Below are 13277 nucleotides of genomic sequence, written 5' to 3'. Positions count from 1 at the left end.
ACGTCGGCGCCGAGGCGCTTGCCGGCGATCTCGAACGACGACTGCGTCCGCGTCGACGCTTCGAAGAACAGATTGACCTGGGTACGGCCGCGCAGCGAGGTGCGCTTCTTGTCGACCTGCCGGTTGAGCTCGACATATTCTTCGGAGAGGTCGAGCAGGCCGGTGATGTCGGCGGCGGAAAGCCCTTCGATTCCCAGCAGATGCCGGTGACCGAGGACGAAACTCGATTTCGATGCTGGGGTCATTAAAGCAAGAGCTATAGGCAGACTCATCCAGGCGGGCAAGCGCCAACGGGGCACGGCGCGGAATAATCCCCCGGCAGCTTGAAGCTTGCACCTTTTCAACGAGAGCCTGTGCCCCGGACGCTGCGCATGGCGCCGCGCAAGCGGCGTCGTGCGCTGCAGATCGGGGGCCCGGTTAAGCGCGTAAGCAAGCGGGATCCGGTTGAACGAGTAAGAAACCGGGGTCCCGGATCGCGCAGCGGCATGAGATGCCGCAGCGCGTCCGGGACGCGGGGTGAGTTGGTCGAAAGTCGCGGCTCTGGTAAAGCGGTCGGGTCTTGTTGTGACGCTTGGGAGTTCTCATGCCGACGCTTGCGACCGCTCTGCTCGACGCGCTCAAGGATCACGGTGCGCAGGAGATTTTCGGCATCCCGGGCGACTTCGTGCTGCCGTTCTTCAAGGTGATCGAGGAGAGCGGCACGCTGCCGTATTTTACGCTGAGCCACGAGCCGGCGGTCGGCTTCGCGGCCGATGCGGCGTCGCGCTATCGCGGCAGCATCGGCGTCGCGGTGGTGACCTACGGCGCCGGCGCGTTCAATCTGGTCAATTCGATCGCTGGCGCTTATGCGGAGCGTTCGCCGGTGGTGGTGATCGCCGGCGCGCCGGGCATGCGCGAGCGCAGCAGCGGCTATCTGCTGCATCATCAGGTCCGCACCGTCGACTCGCAACTCGCGGTGTTCAAGGAAGTCACCTGCGCGCAGGCGGTGCTCAACGATCCGGCGACCGCGCCGGCCGAGATCGCCCGCGTGCTGCGCAGCGCGCTGGAGCTGTCGCTGCCGGTGTACATCGAATTCCCGCGCGACATGGTCGACGCCAAGGTCGAGCCGGTGGTGAAGCTGCCGCAGCGCGCCGCCGATCCGGGGGCGCGCGACGAGTGCGCGCAGGAAATCCTCGACCGCGTCGCCAAGGCGAAATCGCCGGTGGTGGTGGTCGACGTCGAGATCCGCCGCTATGGCGTCGAGAAGGACGTCGCCGCGCTCGCCCGCAAGCTCGGCCTGCCGGTGGTGACGACCTTCATGGGCCGCGGCCTGCTCGAAGGCGAGGACGACGTCGTCGCCGGCACCTATATGGGCGCGGCCGGCGATGCCGGCCTGTCGGCGCTGGTCGAAGAAGCCGACCTGGTGCTGATGTTCGGCGTGATCCTGTCCGACACCAACTTCGCGCTCTCCACCAACATGCTTGATCCGCGCCGCACGGTGCTGGCGACCGGCCGCGAAGTGCAGATCGGCCATCACGTCTATCGCGATCTGCCGCTCGCCGATCTGATCGCCGGCCTCGACGCCCATGCCGCGCAGCATCCGCCGCGTCCGCGCAACGCCGGCAAGGGCATGGCCTATCCGCGCAAGCTCGCAGCAGACGGCCAGGCGATCGCGCCGTCGGATATCGCCACCGCGATCAACGATCTGTTCGACAAGCACGGCAAGATGCCGATGACCGCCGACATCGGCGACTGCCTGTTCACCGCGATGGAGATCGACAACACCCAGCTCGCCGCTCCCGGTTACTACGCCGGCATGGGCTTCGGTGTGCCGGCCGGCATCGGCGTTGCGGCGACCGGGCTGCGGCCGCTGATCCTGGTCGGCGACGGCGCGTTACAGATGACCGGCTGGGAGCTCGGCAATTGCAAGCGCTACGGACTCGACCCGATCGTGGTGCTGTTCAACAATTGCAGCTGGGAAATGCTGCGGGTGTTTCAGCCGGAGTCGAAATTCAACGATCTCGACGACTGGCACTTCGCCGACATCGCCAAGTCGATCGGCGGCCATGGCGAGCGGGTCACCACCCGTGCCGAACTCGCTACCGCGCTCGATGCGGCGGCGACGCGGCGCGGACAGTTCTCGTTGATCGAAGTGATGCTGCCGCGCGGCGCCACTTCGCACACGCTGGCCCGCTTCGTCACCGGCTTCAAGGCTGCGCGTGAGCGGATGAAGTAATGGTGTGGCGAAGCGTAGCGGCGCTGGCCGTAGGCGTTCTCATCGCTGGCGCCGCGCATGCACAGCCGCTGCCCGGCGACTTCGTCTATCTGCGCGATTTCGATCCGACTATCCGGCAGGACATCCGCTACGCCGGCGTCAACAACTTCGTCGGGCGCAAGCTCGCCGGCTACGAGGCGAACGAATGCATCGTCAAGCGCGCGGTCGGCGAGGCGCTGGTGAAGGTGCAGCGCGAATTGGCGCCGCAGCAGCTCTCGCTGAAGATGCTCGATTGCTATCGGCCGGCGCGGGCGTCGCGCGACATGGTGGCGTGGGCGCAGGACGGCCACGAGACCCCGGCGCAGCGGCGCTACAATCCGGGCTTCAGCAAGAGCGAGCTGTTCCGGCTCGGCTACATCGCCGAGAATTCCGGCCACTCGACCGGTGCCGCCGTTGATCTGACGCTGGTCGATCTGCGTGCGCCAAAAGGCCTGCCGTTCGATCCGAACCGTGCCTATGCGGATTGCACCGCGCCGGAGGCGCAGCGCGCGCCGGAAGACAGCGTCGACATGGGCACCAGCTACGACTGCTCGGATGCGAAAGCCTACACGGCCGCCAAATCGATCAGCCCGGCGCAGCGGCGCTTTCGCCGCATCCTGCTCGGCGCCATGACGCGCCAGGGCTTCGTCAACTTCTCCAAGGAATGGTGGCACTTCTCGCTGCCCGGCGTGCCCCGCGTGGCGTATGATTTTCCGATCCGGCGGCGGTCTCAGTAGGTGCGTTTTACCTCCCGCTGCCGGCACGACATCGGACGTTGCCGAGGTTGCGGCCGTTCCGGCGTGATCCGGCGCGGGTTTCTGCATAAGATGCGCACGAATCTCTTTGCCTCCCGCCGGGAACACTCATGACGCAGCCGTCTTTCGCGACCCACGAGGTCTTCAATCAGTCGCCGGCGTTCGAGGACGTCGATCTGTTCGGCGCCGATCGGCCGCTGGTCGAGGCGGTCACCTTCAACAACGCAGGCTTTGCGCATGTCGAGCTCGAGGCCTTCGGCCGGACGTGGGGCTCGGCCCACATGGCCGAGCGCGGCCGGCTCGCCAACGAGCACACGCCGAAACTGAAGACCTTCGACGCCAAGGGCGTCCGCCGCGATCAGGTCGAGTTTCATCCGGCTTATCACGAGCTGATGCAGGAGAGCTTTCACGCCGGCATCCACAATTCGACCTGGGACGCGCACGGCCATTCCGCCGGCGGCTTGTCCGAAGTGGCGCGCGCCGCCAAGTTCTACATGGCTGCGCAGGTCGAGACCGGGCATCTGTGCCCGGTGACGATGACGCGCGCTTCGGTGGCGGCGCTTGCCGCACAGCCGGATCTGCTGGCGCAGGTGATGCCGGTGCTGAGCACCAAGCGCTACGACTCGTCGTTCGTGCCGTGGCCGGAAAAGCGCGGCATGAGCATCGGCATGGGCATGACCGAGAAGCAGGGCGGCACCGACGTGCGGACCAACGCTACCCGCGCGATCCGCGACGGCGACGCCTATCGCATCATCGGCCACAAATGGTTCATGTCTGCGCCGATGTGCGATGCCTTCCTGGTGCTGGCGCAGGCCGAGGAGGGGCTGAGCTGCTTCTTCATGCCGCGCTTCAAGCCGGACGGCTCGATCAACGAGATTCACTTCCAGCGCCTCAAGGACAAGCTCGGCAACCGCTCCAACGCATCGTCCGAGGTCGAATTCACCGGCGCCTATGCGCTGCCGGTCGGCGAGCCGGGGCGCGGCATTCGCACCGTCATCCAGATGGTGCAGCTGACGCGGCAGGATTGCGCGATCGCTTCCGTCGGGCTGATGCGGTCGGGCCTCGCGCACGCGCTGCACCACGCGCGGCATCGCAGCGTGTTCCAGAAGCACCTGGTCGATCACTCGCTGATGCAGTCGGTGCTGGCCGACATGGCGCTGCAGGTCGAGGCATCCGTGGCGCTGGTGATGCGGCTGTGCCGTGCGTTCGATCAGGCGCCGCACGATCATCTCGAAGCCGCCTACATGCGGCTGATGACGCCGGCGGTGAAGTACTGGATCTGCAAAACGGCGCCGCCGTTCCTCTACGAAGCGATGGAGTGCCTCGGCGGCAATGGTTACGTCGAGGAAGGCATTCTGGCGCGGCATTATCGCGAGGCGCCGGTCAATGCGATCTGGGAGGGCTCCGGCAATGTGATGTGCCTCGACGTGCTGCGGGCGATGTCGAGCGAAACCAATGCCGGTACCGAAGTGCTGCAGACCTTGATTCAGGACACCGCCGCGCTGACCGGCGGTCCGGCTGCCGCGAGCCTGATCGCGCGGGCGCTCCTGCAGGCCGACAACGAGCGCACCGCGCGGCTCGCCGTCGAAACGCTGGCCAAGCTCGCCGCCGCGTCGGCGCTGAACGAAATTCACCCGCCGCACGCTGAACTGTTCGCCCGAACGCGCCTGACGCCGGAGCCCGCGACGATGTACGGCGCGGCGGACCTGTCCGCGGAGCAGGCGCGCAGTCTGCTGGCGAGGGCACTGCCGGAGCTGTGAGGCGCATCGGCCTAAGCGCTCAAGAGACTGATAAGCTTAAGGGCACAACCCATCCCCGTCATGCCCGGGATCGTCCCGGGCATCCACGCCTTTCGGCCGTGCCTCGCGTCAAGACGTGGATGGCCGGGACAAGCCCGGCCATGACGAGTCGTTAGCACGGCATCTCCCCGTCATTGCGAGGAGCGAAGCGACGAAGCAATCCAGCTTCGTGCAGCGAGCTGGATTGCTTCGCTGCGCTCGCAATGACGACGGGGTGAGGGCGGGGGCTTAGTCGACCGCCTCGCCTGCGGAGAAGTACCACTTGCCGCGATGCTTCCGAAATTGCGAGCGTTCGTGGTGGGACTGTTCGGGGCCGTCGCCGCGCTGATAGCGGGCGATGAATTCGACGGTTCCGCGGATTCCTTTCTCCGAACTGCTTAGCACCTGTAGGCCGAGGAACGACGACTGCTCGAGCCAGGCCCGGTTGGCATCGTGGTCGAATAAGTGGGTGGTGTCGGGATCGGTGGTCTCGACGATGTAGTCGAAATCCTTCAGCACATAAGCGGCGTAGCGCGAGCGCATCAGGGCTTCAGGACTCGGCGCCGGCCGCGTCCGTGCGAGTAGGGGCCCGCAGCAGTCGTCGTAAGCTTTGCCCGATCCACAGACGCATTTCATCGCATCAACACCATCATCGCTCGATCGAAACGGCGGCGGCGATCAGCCCGCGCGGCCGAGCGCGGCCAGCCGGTCGAGCGCGCCCTGCAGAATATAGATCGCGGCGTGTTCGTCGATCACCTTGGCGCGCTTGGCGCGGCTGACGTCGTTGGCGATCAGTTCGCGCTCCACCGCGGCGGTCGACAGCCGCTCGTCCCACAGCCCGATCGGCAGATCGGTCAGCCGGGAAAAATTGCGTGCGAAGGCGCGGGTCGATTGCGCGCGCGGGCCCTCGCTGCCGTCCATGTTGAGCGGCAGGCCGAGCACGAAGCCGCAGGCGGTGCGTTCGGCTGCGAGCGCCAGCAGCCGCTGTGCGTCGGCGGTGAAAGCCTTGCGGGCGACGGTCTCGATGCCGGTCGCGAGCCTGCGGTCCGGATCGGAGCCGGCGACGCCGATCGTCTTGGTGCCGAGGTCGAGGCCGAGCAGGGTGCCGCGCGCCGGCCAATGGGCGGCGGCTTCGACCAGCGGGAGAATGAGAGCAGGCATGCCGCCGCATAGCACGCGCGGCCGATGGCGCAAAGCCGCAGGGGGCGCGGCTTTGGTCGAGCCGAGTCGCGCCTCTGAAGTGGCCCGCTCGATCCACCCCCGGATCACAACGCGCTTGCGCGCGCCGGGCGATCATTGCGACAAAGCGGCTGGATCAGAGTTGCTGACGGGTTGGAGACATGGACGCGCTCGGTTGGATTGGATTGACCGCGGTCGCCGTGATGGTGCTGAGCTACGCGCTGGAGGATCACAGCGTCTGGTTCATTCTGGTGTTCGCGATCGCCTGCGGGCTCGGCGCGATCTCCTGTTTCCTGCACGGCGTCTGGCCGCTCGGCATCATCACGGCGGTATGGGCCGGGATCGCGCTGCGCCGCTTCCTGCTGAAGTTGCGTCCGGCGACGTCCGACGCGGCGTAGCGGGCCGCCCCGCCGCTATGCTACAGCGGCGCAGGCCCGCAACGGCGCGCGCCGCTCCTTCATTCCCTTTCATCGTGAGTGTCGATCATGTGGCCGGACCGCCGTCTCCTCGATCTGTTCGCTATCGAGTTTCCGTTTCTGCTGGCACCGATGGCCGGCGCGATGGACTCCGAACTCGCAGTCGCGGCGGCCCGCGGCGGTGCGCTGGCGTCGCTGCCCTGCGCGATGCTCAGCCCCGACAAGGCGCGCGAGCAGGTCGGCATCTTCCGCCAGCAGATCTCGGCGCCGATCAACCTGAACTTCTTCTGCCATACGCCGGTCCCCGCCGACCCGGCGCAGGAGGCGGTGTGGAAGCAACGGCTCGGCGCCTATTATCAGGAGCACGGGATCGATCCGGCCGCGCCGGTGCCGCCGGCGAGCCGCGCGCCGTTCGATGCCGCGATGTGCGCGCTGGTCGAGGAGCTGAAGCCCGAGGTGGTGAGCTTCCATTTCGGTCTGCCGGAAGCGTCGCTGCTGGCGCGCGTCAAGGCGACCGGCGCCAAGGTGATCGCCTCGGCGACGATCGTGCGCGAGGCGATCTGGCTGGAAGAACACGGCGTCGACGCGATCATCGCGCAGGGCGCCGAGGCGGGTGGCCATCGCGGCATGTTCCTGACGCAGTCGATCGCACAGCAGCCGGGGCTTTTCGCGCTGCTGCCGCAGGTGGTCGACGCCGTGCATGTGCCGGTGATCGCGGCCGGCGGCATCGCCGATGGCCGGGCGATCGCGGCGGCGTTCGCGCTCGGCGCCGCCGGCGTGCAGATCGGCACCGCCTATCTGCGTTGTCCGGAAGCGCGGACCAGCGCGCTGGTTCGCGCGGCGCTGGCGCACGGCACCGACGAGGCCACGGTGATGACAAATGTGATGACCGGGCGCCCGGCGCGCGGCATCGCCAACCGGGTGATGCGCGAGGTCGGCCCGGTGTCGGCCGACGCGCCGTCATTCCCGCACGCCGCCGCGGCGCTCGGCCCGCTAAAGGCCGCCGCCGAGAAGCAGGGCAAGGTCGACTTCACCAATCTGTGGGCCGGGCAGGCGGTGCGGCTCGGTCGCGACATGCCGGCGGCGGAACTGACACGGGCGCTGGCGGGCTCGGCGCTGGCGCGGCTGAGCCGGCTCGCGGGCTGAGCCCCAGGTTGCGGCAGCAAAGCCGGCTCTGCTATACGGCGCGGATCGCATTCTCCGGGAAGGGCCATATATAATGTCGGTCGATGCCGCCACCGTCCGCCGCATTGCGCATCTGGCGCGGATCGCCGTGACCGATGACGAGGTGCCGCATCTGCAGGGCGAGCTCAACGCCATGCTGGCCTTCGTCGAACAGCTGTCGGAAGTGAACGTCGACGGCGTCGAGCCGATGACCTCGGTGACGCCGATGCAGATGAAGAAGCGCGCCGACGTGGTCAATGACGGCGAGATCGCCGACCAAGTGACCGCCAATGCGCCGGCGACCGAGGACCATTTCTATCTCGTCCCCAAGGTGGTCGAGTAACAGGAACCCGCTGATGTGCCTGCTGTGCGACGACGAGAAGGCCTATCAGGCCTATATGGACTACCTCGACGCCATGGAGCGGAAGGGAAAAGTCGTCGATCAGGACACCGCGATCAACGCCGTGCTCGACGGCCTTCAGGCCGCCGACAAGACGAACCGCGACGCGCCCGAGAACGACAAGACGCTGTCGCCGTTCTTCTGCAGCCCGGTCAACAAATAGGCCTCAGGCCTTCTTCAGCTTGCGCACCTTGCGCAGGTCCGCGTTGATCTGCGATTGCCACCCGCGTCCGAGCGCCCGATAGGCTTCCAGCACATCGGCATCGAGCCGCAGCGTCACCGAACTCTTCGGCTGCTCCCCGAGCGGCGGCCGCCCGCGGCGGACGAGCTTGCCGTCGATCCGAATCTCACCGCTGCGGAAGAATTCGTCGAGCAGTTCGGGCGCATCGTCAGGATCATCAGTCAAAGCCTTGCCGAAAGAGGGCGGCCCAGCGGACTTCTTCCTTGGCATGGCAGTACCTCATCGAAATCACATGATGGTCGCCGCTCCGCGGCGTCCACACCATCACGACCATCCGCGGACCGACGTAGCCCGCCGTGATGTAGCGGTCCTCGCCGTAGTCGAAGCGATCGTCGAGCTTGGTCACGATACGCCCGGCAAACGCCGTTGCGGCGTCGGTGGCAAAGTCGAGGCCACGATGTCGCCGCGTCCAATCCCGCTTCGCCGGATCGAACGTGATCGCCATGGAATTATGTAACTACAATAATATAAACGTCAATGCCCGAGCCTAGCTCCGCCCGTCAGGCCGGCACAATCGCTTCAATTGTCGGAGGCGCTGTGCTAGCCAGCGCTGCAATGCAGCCGCACCATCCGCGGCGGTTTCGACCGGCCTGCGCCGGCTCCACTTCCAGGCGTGCCTGAACCATGACCGATCTGACATCGCTGACGCTCGCCGAGGCCCGTGACGGGCTCGCAGCAAAATCTTTCACCGCGGTCGAACTGACCGACGCGCATCTCAGCGCGATCGAGGCGGCGCGCGTGCTCAATGCCTACGTGGTCGAGACGCCGGACGAGGCGCGCGCGATGGCGCAGGCGGCCGATGCGCAGATCGCCAAGGGCGAGGGCGGCCCGCTGGCCGGCATCCCGCTCGGCATCAAGGACCTGTTTGCGACTAAAGGCACGCGCACCACGGCGTGCTCAAAAATCCTCGGCGACTTCAAGCCGACCTACGAGTCCACGGTGACGACGCAGCTTTGGCGCGACGGCGCGGTGCTTCTCGGCAAGCTGAACAACGATGAATTCGCGATGGGCTCGTCGAACGAGACCTCGTGCTTCGGCCCGGTGGTCAATCCGTGGCGGCGCGCCGGCTCGGATGCGCAACTGGTGCCGGGCGGCTCGTCCGGCGGTTCGGCCGCCGCGGTTGCCGCGGGCCTGTGCCTCGGCGCGACCGCGACCGACACCGGCGGTTCGATCCGCCAGCCGGCGGCGTTCACCGGCACGGTCGGTATCAAGCCGACCTACGGCCGCTGCTCGCGCTGGGGCATCGTGGCGTTCGCGTCGTCGCTCGACCAGGCTGGACCGATCGCCCGCACCGTGCGTGATAGCGCGATCCTGCTGCAGTCGATGGCCGGCTACGATCCGAAGGACACCACCTCGGTCGATCGCCCGGTGCCGAACTACGAGGCCGCGGTCGGCAGTTCGGTGAAGGGCATGAAGATCGGCATTCCGAAGGAATATCGGATCGACGGCATGCCGGCCGAGATCGAGAAGCTATGGTCGCAGGGCGCCGAGTGGCTCAAGGCCGCTGGCGCGGAGCTCGTCGAGGTGTCGCTGCCGCACACCAAATCCGCGCTGCCGGCCTATTACATCGTGGCGCCGGCGGAAGCCTCGTCGAACCTCGCGCGTTACGACGGCGTGCGCTACGGCGCGCGCGTCAACGGCCGCAACATCATCGAGATGTACGAGGCGACCCGCGCCGCCGGTTTCGGCGCCGAGGTCAAGCGCCGCATCATGATCGGCACCTACGTGCTGTCGGCCGGCTATTACGACGCGTATTATCTGCGCGCCCAGAAGGTCCGCACCCTGATCAAGCGCGACTTCGAGCAGTGCTTCGCGCAGGGCGTCTCGGCGATCCTCACGCCGGCGACGCCGTCGGCGGCATTCGGCATCGGCGAGAAGGGCGGCGCCGATCCGGTCGAGATGTATCTGAACGACATCTTCACCGTGACGGTGAACATGGCCGGCCTGCCGGGCATCGCGGTTCCGGCCGGCAGCGACTCGCAGGGCCTTCCGCTTGGCCTGCAACTGATCGGCAGGCCGTTCGACGAGGAGACGCTGTTCTCGCTCGGCGAGGTCATCGAGCAATCCGCCGGCCGCTTCACGCCGCAGAAGTGGTGGGCCTGAGCGTCTGCCCGCACGCTGCTTTTGCGTTGCGTTTATCCCGCGCTGCGGCCATGCTGCGCGCGGGCAGGATGGTTGAATGAGCGCTGACGAAGGAATGCCGTCGCAGGGTGTCGACGGGATTTTGCGGACGTCGGAGATCGCGGTCGCGATCGAAAACGACCGCTACAAGCATCTGCTCGACAATGTCCCGGTTGCCGTCGCGGTGTCGCGCGGCAATGCCGATGCGCAGCGCATCGCCTATATCAACAAAGCATTCGAAAACCTGCTTGAGCTTGCGCCCGCCGATGTCGAGGGGCAGGGCTGGACTTGCCTCGACACGCTGGTCAGCGAAGACGATCCGGCCAAGACGCTCGGCGCCGCGATCCGCGTCGGCGAGGATTTCCTCGGCGTATTCCGTCCGCTGGCGCCGTCCGAGCGCGTGCTGATCGTGCAGGCCTACGCCTCGGTGATCGAGAGCGAGAATGGTCTGGAGAGCTTCCGGATCGCCGCGCTGGTCGATGTCGGCGGGCGCGAACGCGCGCAGATCGAGCAGTTCGAAACCCAGATCCGCGAACGCGACACGTTGATGCGCGAGCTGCAGCATCGCGTGAAGAACAATCTGCAACTCGTCACCGCGCTGGTGCGGCTCGAGGCGCGCTCCGCAGCTGAAGGCGAGACGGTGGCGCTGGCCCGGCTCGCCAGCCGGATCGATGCGCTGACCGCGCTGTACCGGATCCTGTCGGCCGAGAATGCCGGCGGCAACGACATCGACCTCGGGCAATATCTATCCGACGTCACCGAGGCGGTGATGCAGGCCAATGGTCGCGACGAAGTTGCCTACGAAGTCAGCACGACGTACTGCCCGCTGTCGGTCAATGTCGCGATGCCGGCAGGACTGCTGGTCAACGAGATGCTGACCAACGCGCTGAAATACGCCTTCGTGGGCCGCAGCGGCGGCCGCATCAAGGTGATCTGCAGCGTCGAGGCCGGCCGCGTGTCGGTGGTGGTGTCGGACGATGGCGTCGGTCTGCCGGAAGGTCAGGAATGGCCGTCGCCGCGCAAGCTTGGTGCGCTGATCCTGCAGACCCTGAAAGAGAACGCGCGCAACGTTGCGTTCGAAGCCAGGACGATCCGCGGCCAGGGCACCTGGTTCACGCTCACCTTCGACGCCGCCGCGACCCCGGCGCCGCATTAGAACATTTCATCGATCGAAGCGGCTCCTGCGCACATGCACTGAGTGCTCATCCTGAGGAGCCCGGCGCAGCCGGGCGTCTCGAAGGATGCGGGCCGCGCGTGCCGGTGGCGCATGGTTCGAGACGGCGCTTCGCGCCTCCTCACGATGAAGCTGTGCGCGGTGTAACGTCGCCGTGCTCGGCTGGGTTCGATCAGAAGCAAAATTGCACGGGCGCGTCAGTCAACGCGCTGCCGCGCCAGCCATTGCCGCGGGGTGACGCCGAGTTCGGTGCGGAACGCGGTGCGTAGCGCTGCCGCATCCGGAAAGCCGCAGCGCGCGGCGACATCTTCCAGCCCACGCGTGCCGCCGGCGAGCAGCTCCTGCGCGCGCGCCAGCCGGACGCGGCGCAGCCACTCGCCGAGATTGCCGCCGGTGCGCGCACGGATGTGGCGGGTCAGGCTGCGGCGGCTCATCCCGGCGCGATGCGCCAGTTCGTCGAGGGTTGGCGGCGCTGCCGGATCGGCCCGCAGCGCCTCCAGAACATCGGTGATCCGACGATCGGAGGTGTTGCCGATGGCGGGCCGGGCGATCAGTTGCGGCTGCGGACCCGCGCGCTGCGGCGCGACCACGAGATGGCGCGCGACGCGGTTGGCCTCGGCCGCGCCCGAGATCCGGCCGAGCAGATGCAGGCAGCAATCGAGACCCGAGGCGATGCCGGCGGAGGTGAGAACCTGTCCTTCGTCGACGAACAGAGCGCCCGCGTCGACGGAGACTTCCGGATAGCGCGTCGCGAACGTTTCGACGCACGCCCAGTGCGTCGTCGCGCGACGTCCGTCGAGCAGTCTGGCTTCGGCCAGGCCGAAGGCGCCGAGGCAAAGTCCCACCACCATCGCGCCGCGCGCCTCCGCGGCGCGCAGTTCGGACGTGATGGCCGCCGGCACGCGTTCATTGGCGTCGCGCCAGCCCGGCAGAATGACGATGTCGGCCTCGCGCGCCGCCGCGAGCGGCAGCGGTGCTTCGATGGTCAGGCCGCCCGTTGCTGAGATCCGCCGCTGTGCTGCGCACACCTCGACGCGATGGCCGCTGGCGAGAAACGGTTCGCCGAAGACCGCGAGCGGTGTCGACAGCATGAACGGGCTGATCTGGTCGTAGGCGAGAATGGCGAGCCGCATTGGCCCAATTTAGCCGAACAATGTCTATCAGGCCACTGATCTCGGGTGCCGCCGGGGCCTAGAGCGATGAAGCGTTTCGACAGCCAAGCAGGGAGACACCGATGGCCCGCGCGCTTCTCGTGATCGACATTCAGAACGACTACTTCGCTGGCGGCGCCTTGCCGCTATGGCAGGCCGAAGAGACGGAAGCGCGTCTCGTCGCCGCGATCGGCAAGGCGCGCGCAGCAGGCGACCGCGTCGTCCTCGTCCAGCACGTTTCCACCGCACCGACCGGGCCGTTCGTCGCCGGCAGCGCCGGCGTCGCGATCCGTCCCGCGATCCTGGCTGCGGCCGGCGCCGCGCCGATCGTCACCAAGCATGTCGCCGACGCGTTTCAGGACACCAACCTGGCAACGCATCTCGATGGGATTGATGAGTTGCTGGTTGCCGGCATGATGACGCAGAACTGCGTAGTCTTCACCGCGCTCTCGCGCGCCGCCGACGGCCTGCGCGTCAAGGTGCTCAGCGATCTCTGCGCCGCGCCGATCGCGGTGGTGCATCAGGTCGCGCTGAATGCCTTGGCATCGAAGACCGAGGTCGCGACGGCTGCGGAGGCCTGGGCGTAGCCCTGAAACTGTTGTTTCCACTGTCATGCCCGGGCTTGTTCCGGGCATCCACGCCTTGCCGCGGATGGGGCGAGAAAG

Annotated in this window: 15 protein-coding genes and 1 pseudogene; 10 read left to right on the top strand and 6 right to left on the bottom strand. The window is 67.1% G+C overall.

The genetic code is table 11. The annotated features are described in order from the left end of the window. Positions 1-245: pseudogene (gene pyrB, locus ACOJTD_RS06470) on the bottom strand (aspartate carbamoyltransferase catalytic subunit); the annotation flags it as partial. A gap of 338 nt (positions 246-583) precedes the next feature. Between pyrB and ipdC the strand changes: the two are divergent. The 3 genes from ipdC to ACOJTD_RS06455 all read left to right on the top strand — a co-directional run bounded on the left by ipdC (position 584) and on the right by ACOJTD_RS06455 (position 4748). After that, complete coding sequence (gene ipdC / locus ACOJTD_RS06465) at positions 584-2215, top strand: indolepyruvate/phenylpyruvate decarboxylase (protein WP_420132101.1); 1632 nt, start codon at positions 584-586, stop codon at positions 2213-2215. After that, positions 2215-2970, top strand: coding sequence for a M15 family metallopeptidase (locus ACOJTD_RS06460; protein ID WP_420132100.1), 756 nt, complete (start codon positions 2215-2217; stop codon positions 2968-2970). The genes ipdC and ACOJTD_RS06460 overlap by 1 nt, the downstream gene beginning before the upstream one ends. A gap of 128 nt (positions 2971-3098) precedes the next feature. After that, positions 3099-4748, top strand: coding sequence for an acyl-CoA dehydrogenase family protein (locus ACOJTD_RS06455; RefSeq protein ID WP_420132099.1), 1650 nt, complete (start codon positions 3099-3101; stop codon positions 4746-4748). Between the two features lie 267 nt (positions 4749-5015). Here the strand turns inward: ACOJTD_RS06455 and ACOJTD_RS06450 are convergent, their stop codons facing one another. Together ACOJTD_RS06450 and ruvX are read right to left on the bottom strand one after the other, a co-directional pair. After that, a complete protein-coding gene (locus ACOJTD_RS06450; RefSeq protein WP_420132098.1) occupies positions 5016-5402 on the bottom strand; it encodes a YchJ family protein in 387 nt (128 codons plus the stop codon). Between the two features lie 42 nt (positions 5403-5444). Further along, positions 5445-5927 carry a Holliday junction resolvase RuvX gene (gene ruvX / locus ACOJTD_RS06445; protein WP_420132097.1) on the bottom strand — a complete coding sequence of 161 codons (483 nt, stop codon included), beginning with the start codon at positions 5925-5927 and terminating at the stop codon, positions 5445-5447. Between the two features lie 179 nt (positions 5928-6106). Between ruvX and ACOJTD_RS06440 the strand changes: the two genes are divergently transcribed. The 4 genes from ACOJTD_RS06440 (at position 6107) to ACOJTD_RS06425 (ending at position 8088) form a co-directional block, all read left to right on the top strand. Then, positions 6107-6343 carry a hypothetical protein gene (locus ACOJTD_RS06440; RefSeq protein ID WP_420132096.1) on the top strand — a complete coding sequence of 79 codons (237 nt, stop codon included), beginning with the start codon at positions 6107-6109 and terminating at the stop codon, positions 6341-6343. Positions 6344-6430: 87 nt separating this feature from the next. After that, the gene (locus ACOJTD_RS06435; RefSeq protein WP_420132095.1) at positions 6431-7507 is read left to right on the top strand and encodes an NAD(P)H-dependent flavin oxidoreductase; all 1077 of its coding nucleotides are present in this window, start codon (positions 6431-6433) and stop codon (positions 7505-7507) included. A 73-nt stretch (positions 7508-7580) separates the two neighbouring features. Further along, positions 7581-7868: an Asp-tRNA(Asn)/Glu-tRNA(Gln) amidotransferase subunit GatC gene (gene gatC, locus ACOJTD_RS06430; RefSeq protein WP_420132094.1), complete on the top strand. Its 288-nt coding sequence runs from the start codon at positions 7581-7583 to the stop codon at positions 7866-7868. 13 nt (positions 7869-7881) lie between these two features. Further along, a complete protein-coding gene (locus ACOJTD_RS06425) occupies positions 7882-8088 on the top strand; it encodes a hypothetical protein (RefSeq protein WP_378392140.1) in 207 nt (68 codons plus the stop codon). A 3-nt stretch (positions 8089-8091) separates the two neighbouring features. On the opposite strand, the gene ACOJTD_RS06420 is transcribed toward ACOJTD_RS06425, so the two are convergent. Together ACOJTD_RS06420 and ACOJTD_RS06415 are read right to left on the bottom strand one after the other, a co-directional pair. After that, the gene (locus ACOJTD_RS06420) at positions 8092-8331 is read right to left on the bottom strand and encodes a BrnA antitoxin family protein (protein ID WP_420132093.1); all 240 of its coding nucleotides are present in this window, start codon (positions 8329-8331) and stop codon (positions 8092-8094) included. Beyond that, a complete protein-coding gene (locus tag ACOJTD_RS06415) occupies positions 8324-8611 on the bottom strand; it encodes a BrnT family toxin (protein WP_420132092.1) in 288 nt (95 codons plus the stop codon). Before ACOJTD_RS06415 ends, ACOJTD_RS06420 begins: the two co-directional genes overlap by 8 nt. A gap of 179 nt (positions 8612-8790) precedes the next feature. Here ACOJTD_RS06415 and gatA point away from each other — a divergent pair, with 179 nt between their 5' ends. Both gatA and ACOJTD_RS06405 read left to right on the top strand, forming a co-directional pair. Further along, positions 8791-10269 (top strand): Asp-tRNA(Asn)/Glu-tRNA(Gln) amidotransferase subunit GatA, encoded by a 1479-nt coding sequence (gene gatA / locus ACOJTD_RS06410; protein WP_420132091.1) that lies wholly within the window; start codon positions 8791-8793, stop codon positions 10267-10269. 76 nt (positions 10270-10345) lie between these two features. After that, positions 10346-11443, top strand: coding sequence for a sensor histidine kinase (locus ACOJTD_RS06405; RefSeq protein ID WP_420132090.1), 1098 nt, complete (start codon positions 10346-10348; stop codon positions 11441-11443). Between the two features lie 215 nt (positions 11444-11658). Here ACOJTD_RS06405 and ACOJTD_RS06400 read toward each other — a convergent pair whose 3' ends face one another. Continuing rightward, the gene (locus ACOJTD_RS06400) at positions 11659-12594 is read right to left on the bottom strand and encodes a GlxA family transcriptional regulator (RefSeq protein ID WP_420132089.1); all 936 of its coding nucleotides are present in this window, start codon (positions 12592-12594) and stop codon (positions 11659-11661) included. A gap of 101 nt (positions 12595-12695) precedes the next feature. Between ACOJTD_RS06400 and ACOJTD_RS06395 the strand changes: the two genes are divergently transcribed. Continuing rightward, positions 12696-13199 (top strand): cysteine hydrolase family protein, encoded by a 504-nt coding sequence (locus ACOJTD_RS06395; protein WP_420132088.1) that lies wholly within the window; start codon positions 12696-12698, stop codon positions 13197-13199. The last annotated feature ends 78 nt before the right edge of the window (positions 13200-13277 follow it).

It is taken from the genome of Rhodopseudomonas sp., from assembly GCF_048594845.1.
Lineage (GTDB): Bacteria > Pseudomonadota > Alphaproteobacteria > Rhizobiales > Xanthobacteraceae > Rhodopseudomonas.
This window is presented reverse-complemented; position numbering and strand designations above follow the sequence as displayed.

Excerpts from the sequence above, each read along its gene's own strand:
- ipdC (WP_420132101.1), top strand. The coding sequence starts at position 584 with ATGCCGACGCTTGCGACCGCTCTGCTCGACGCGCTCAAGGATCACGGT.
- ACOJTD_RS06460 (WP_420132100.1), top strand. The coding sequence starts at position 2,215 with ATGGTGTGGCGAAGCGTAGCGGCGCTGGCCGTAGGCGTTCTCATCGCT.
- ACOJTD_RS06455 (WP_420132099.1), top strand. The coding sequence starts at position 3,099 with ATGACGCAGCCGTCTTTCGCGACCCACGAGGTCTTCAATCAGTCGCCG.
- ACOJTD_RS06450 (WP_420132098.1), bottom strand. The coding sequence starts at position 5,402 with ATGAAATGCGTCTGTGGATCGGGCAAAGCTTACGACGACTGCTGCGGG.
- ruvX (WP_420132097.1), bottom strand. The coding sequence starts at position 5,927 with ATGCCTGCTCTCATTCTCCCGCTGGTCGAAGCCGCCGCCCATTGGCCG.
- ACOJTD_RS06440 (WP_420132096.1), top strand. The coding sequence starts at position 6,107 with ATGGACGCGCTCGGTTGGATTGGATTGACCGCGGTCGCCGTGATGGTG.
- ACOJTD_RS06435 (WP_420132095.1), top strand. The coding sequence starts at position 6,431 with ATGTGGCCGGACCGCCGTCTCCTCGATCTGTTCGCTATCGAGTTTCCG.
- gatC (WP_420132094.1), top strand. The coding sequence starts at position 7,581 with ATGTCGGTCGATGCCGCCACCGTCCGCCGCATTGCGCATCTGGCGCGG.
- ACOJTD_RS06425 (WP_378392140.1), top strand. The coding sequence starts at position 7,882 with ATGTGCCTGCTGTGCGACGACGAGAAGGCCTATCAGGCCTATATGGAC.
- ACOJTD_RS06415 (WP_420132092.1), bottom strand. The coding sequence starts at position 8,611 with ATGGCGATCACGTTCGATCCGGCGAAGCGGGATTGGACGCGGCGACAT.
- gatA (WP_420132091.1), top strand. The coding sequence starts at position 8,791 with ATGACCGATCTGACATCGCTGACGCTCGCCGAGGCCCGTGACGGGCTC.
- ACOJTD_RS06405 (WP_420132090.1), top strand. The coding sequence starts at position 10,346 with ATGAGCGCTGACGAAGGAATGCCGTCGCAGGGTGTCGACGGGATTTTG.
- ACOJTD_RS06400 (WP_420132089.1), bottom strand. The coding sequence starts at position 12,594 with ATGCGGCTCGCCATTCTCGCCTACGACCAGATCAGCCCGTTCATGCTG.
- ACOJTD_RS06395 (WP_420132088.1), top strand. The coding sequence starts at position 12,696 with ATGGCCCGCGCGCTTCTCGTGATCGACATTCAGAACGACTACTTCGCT.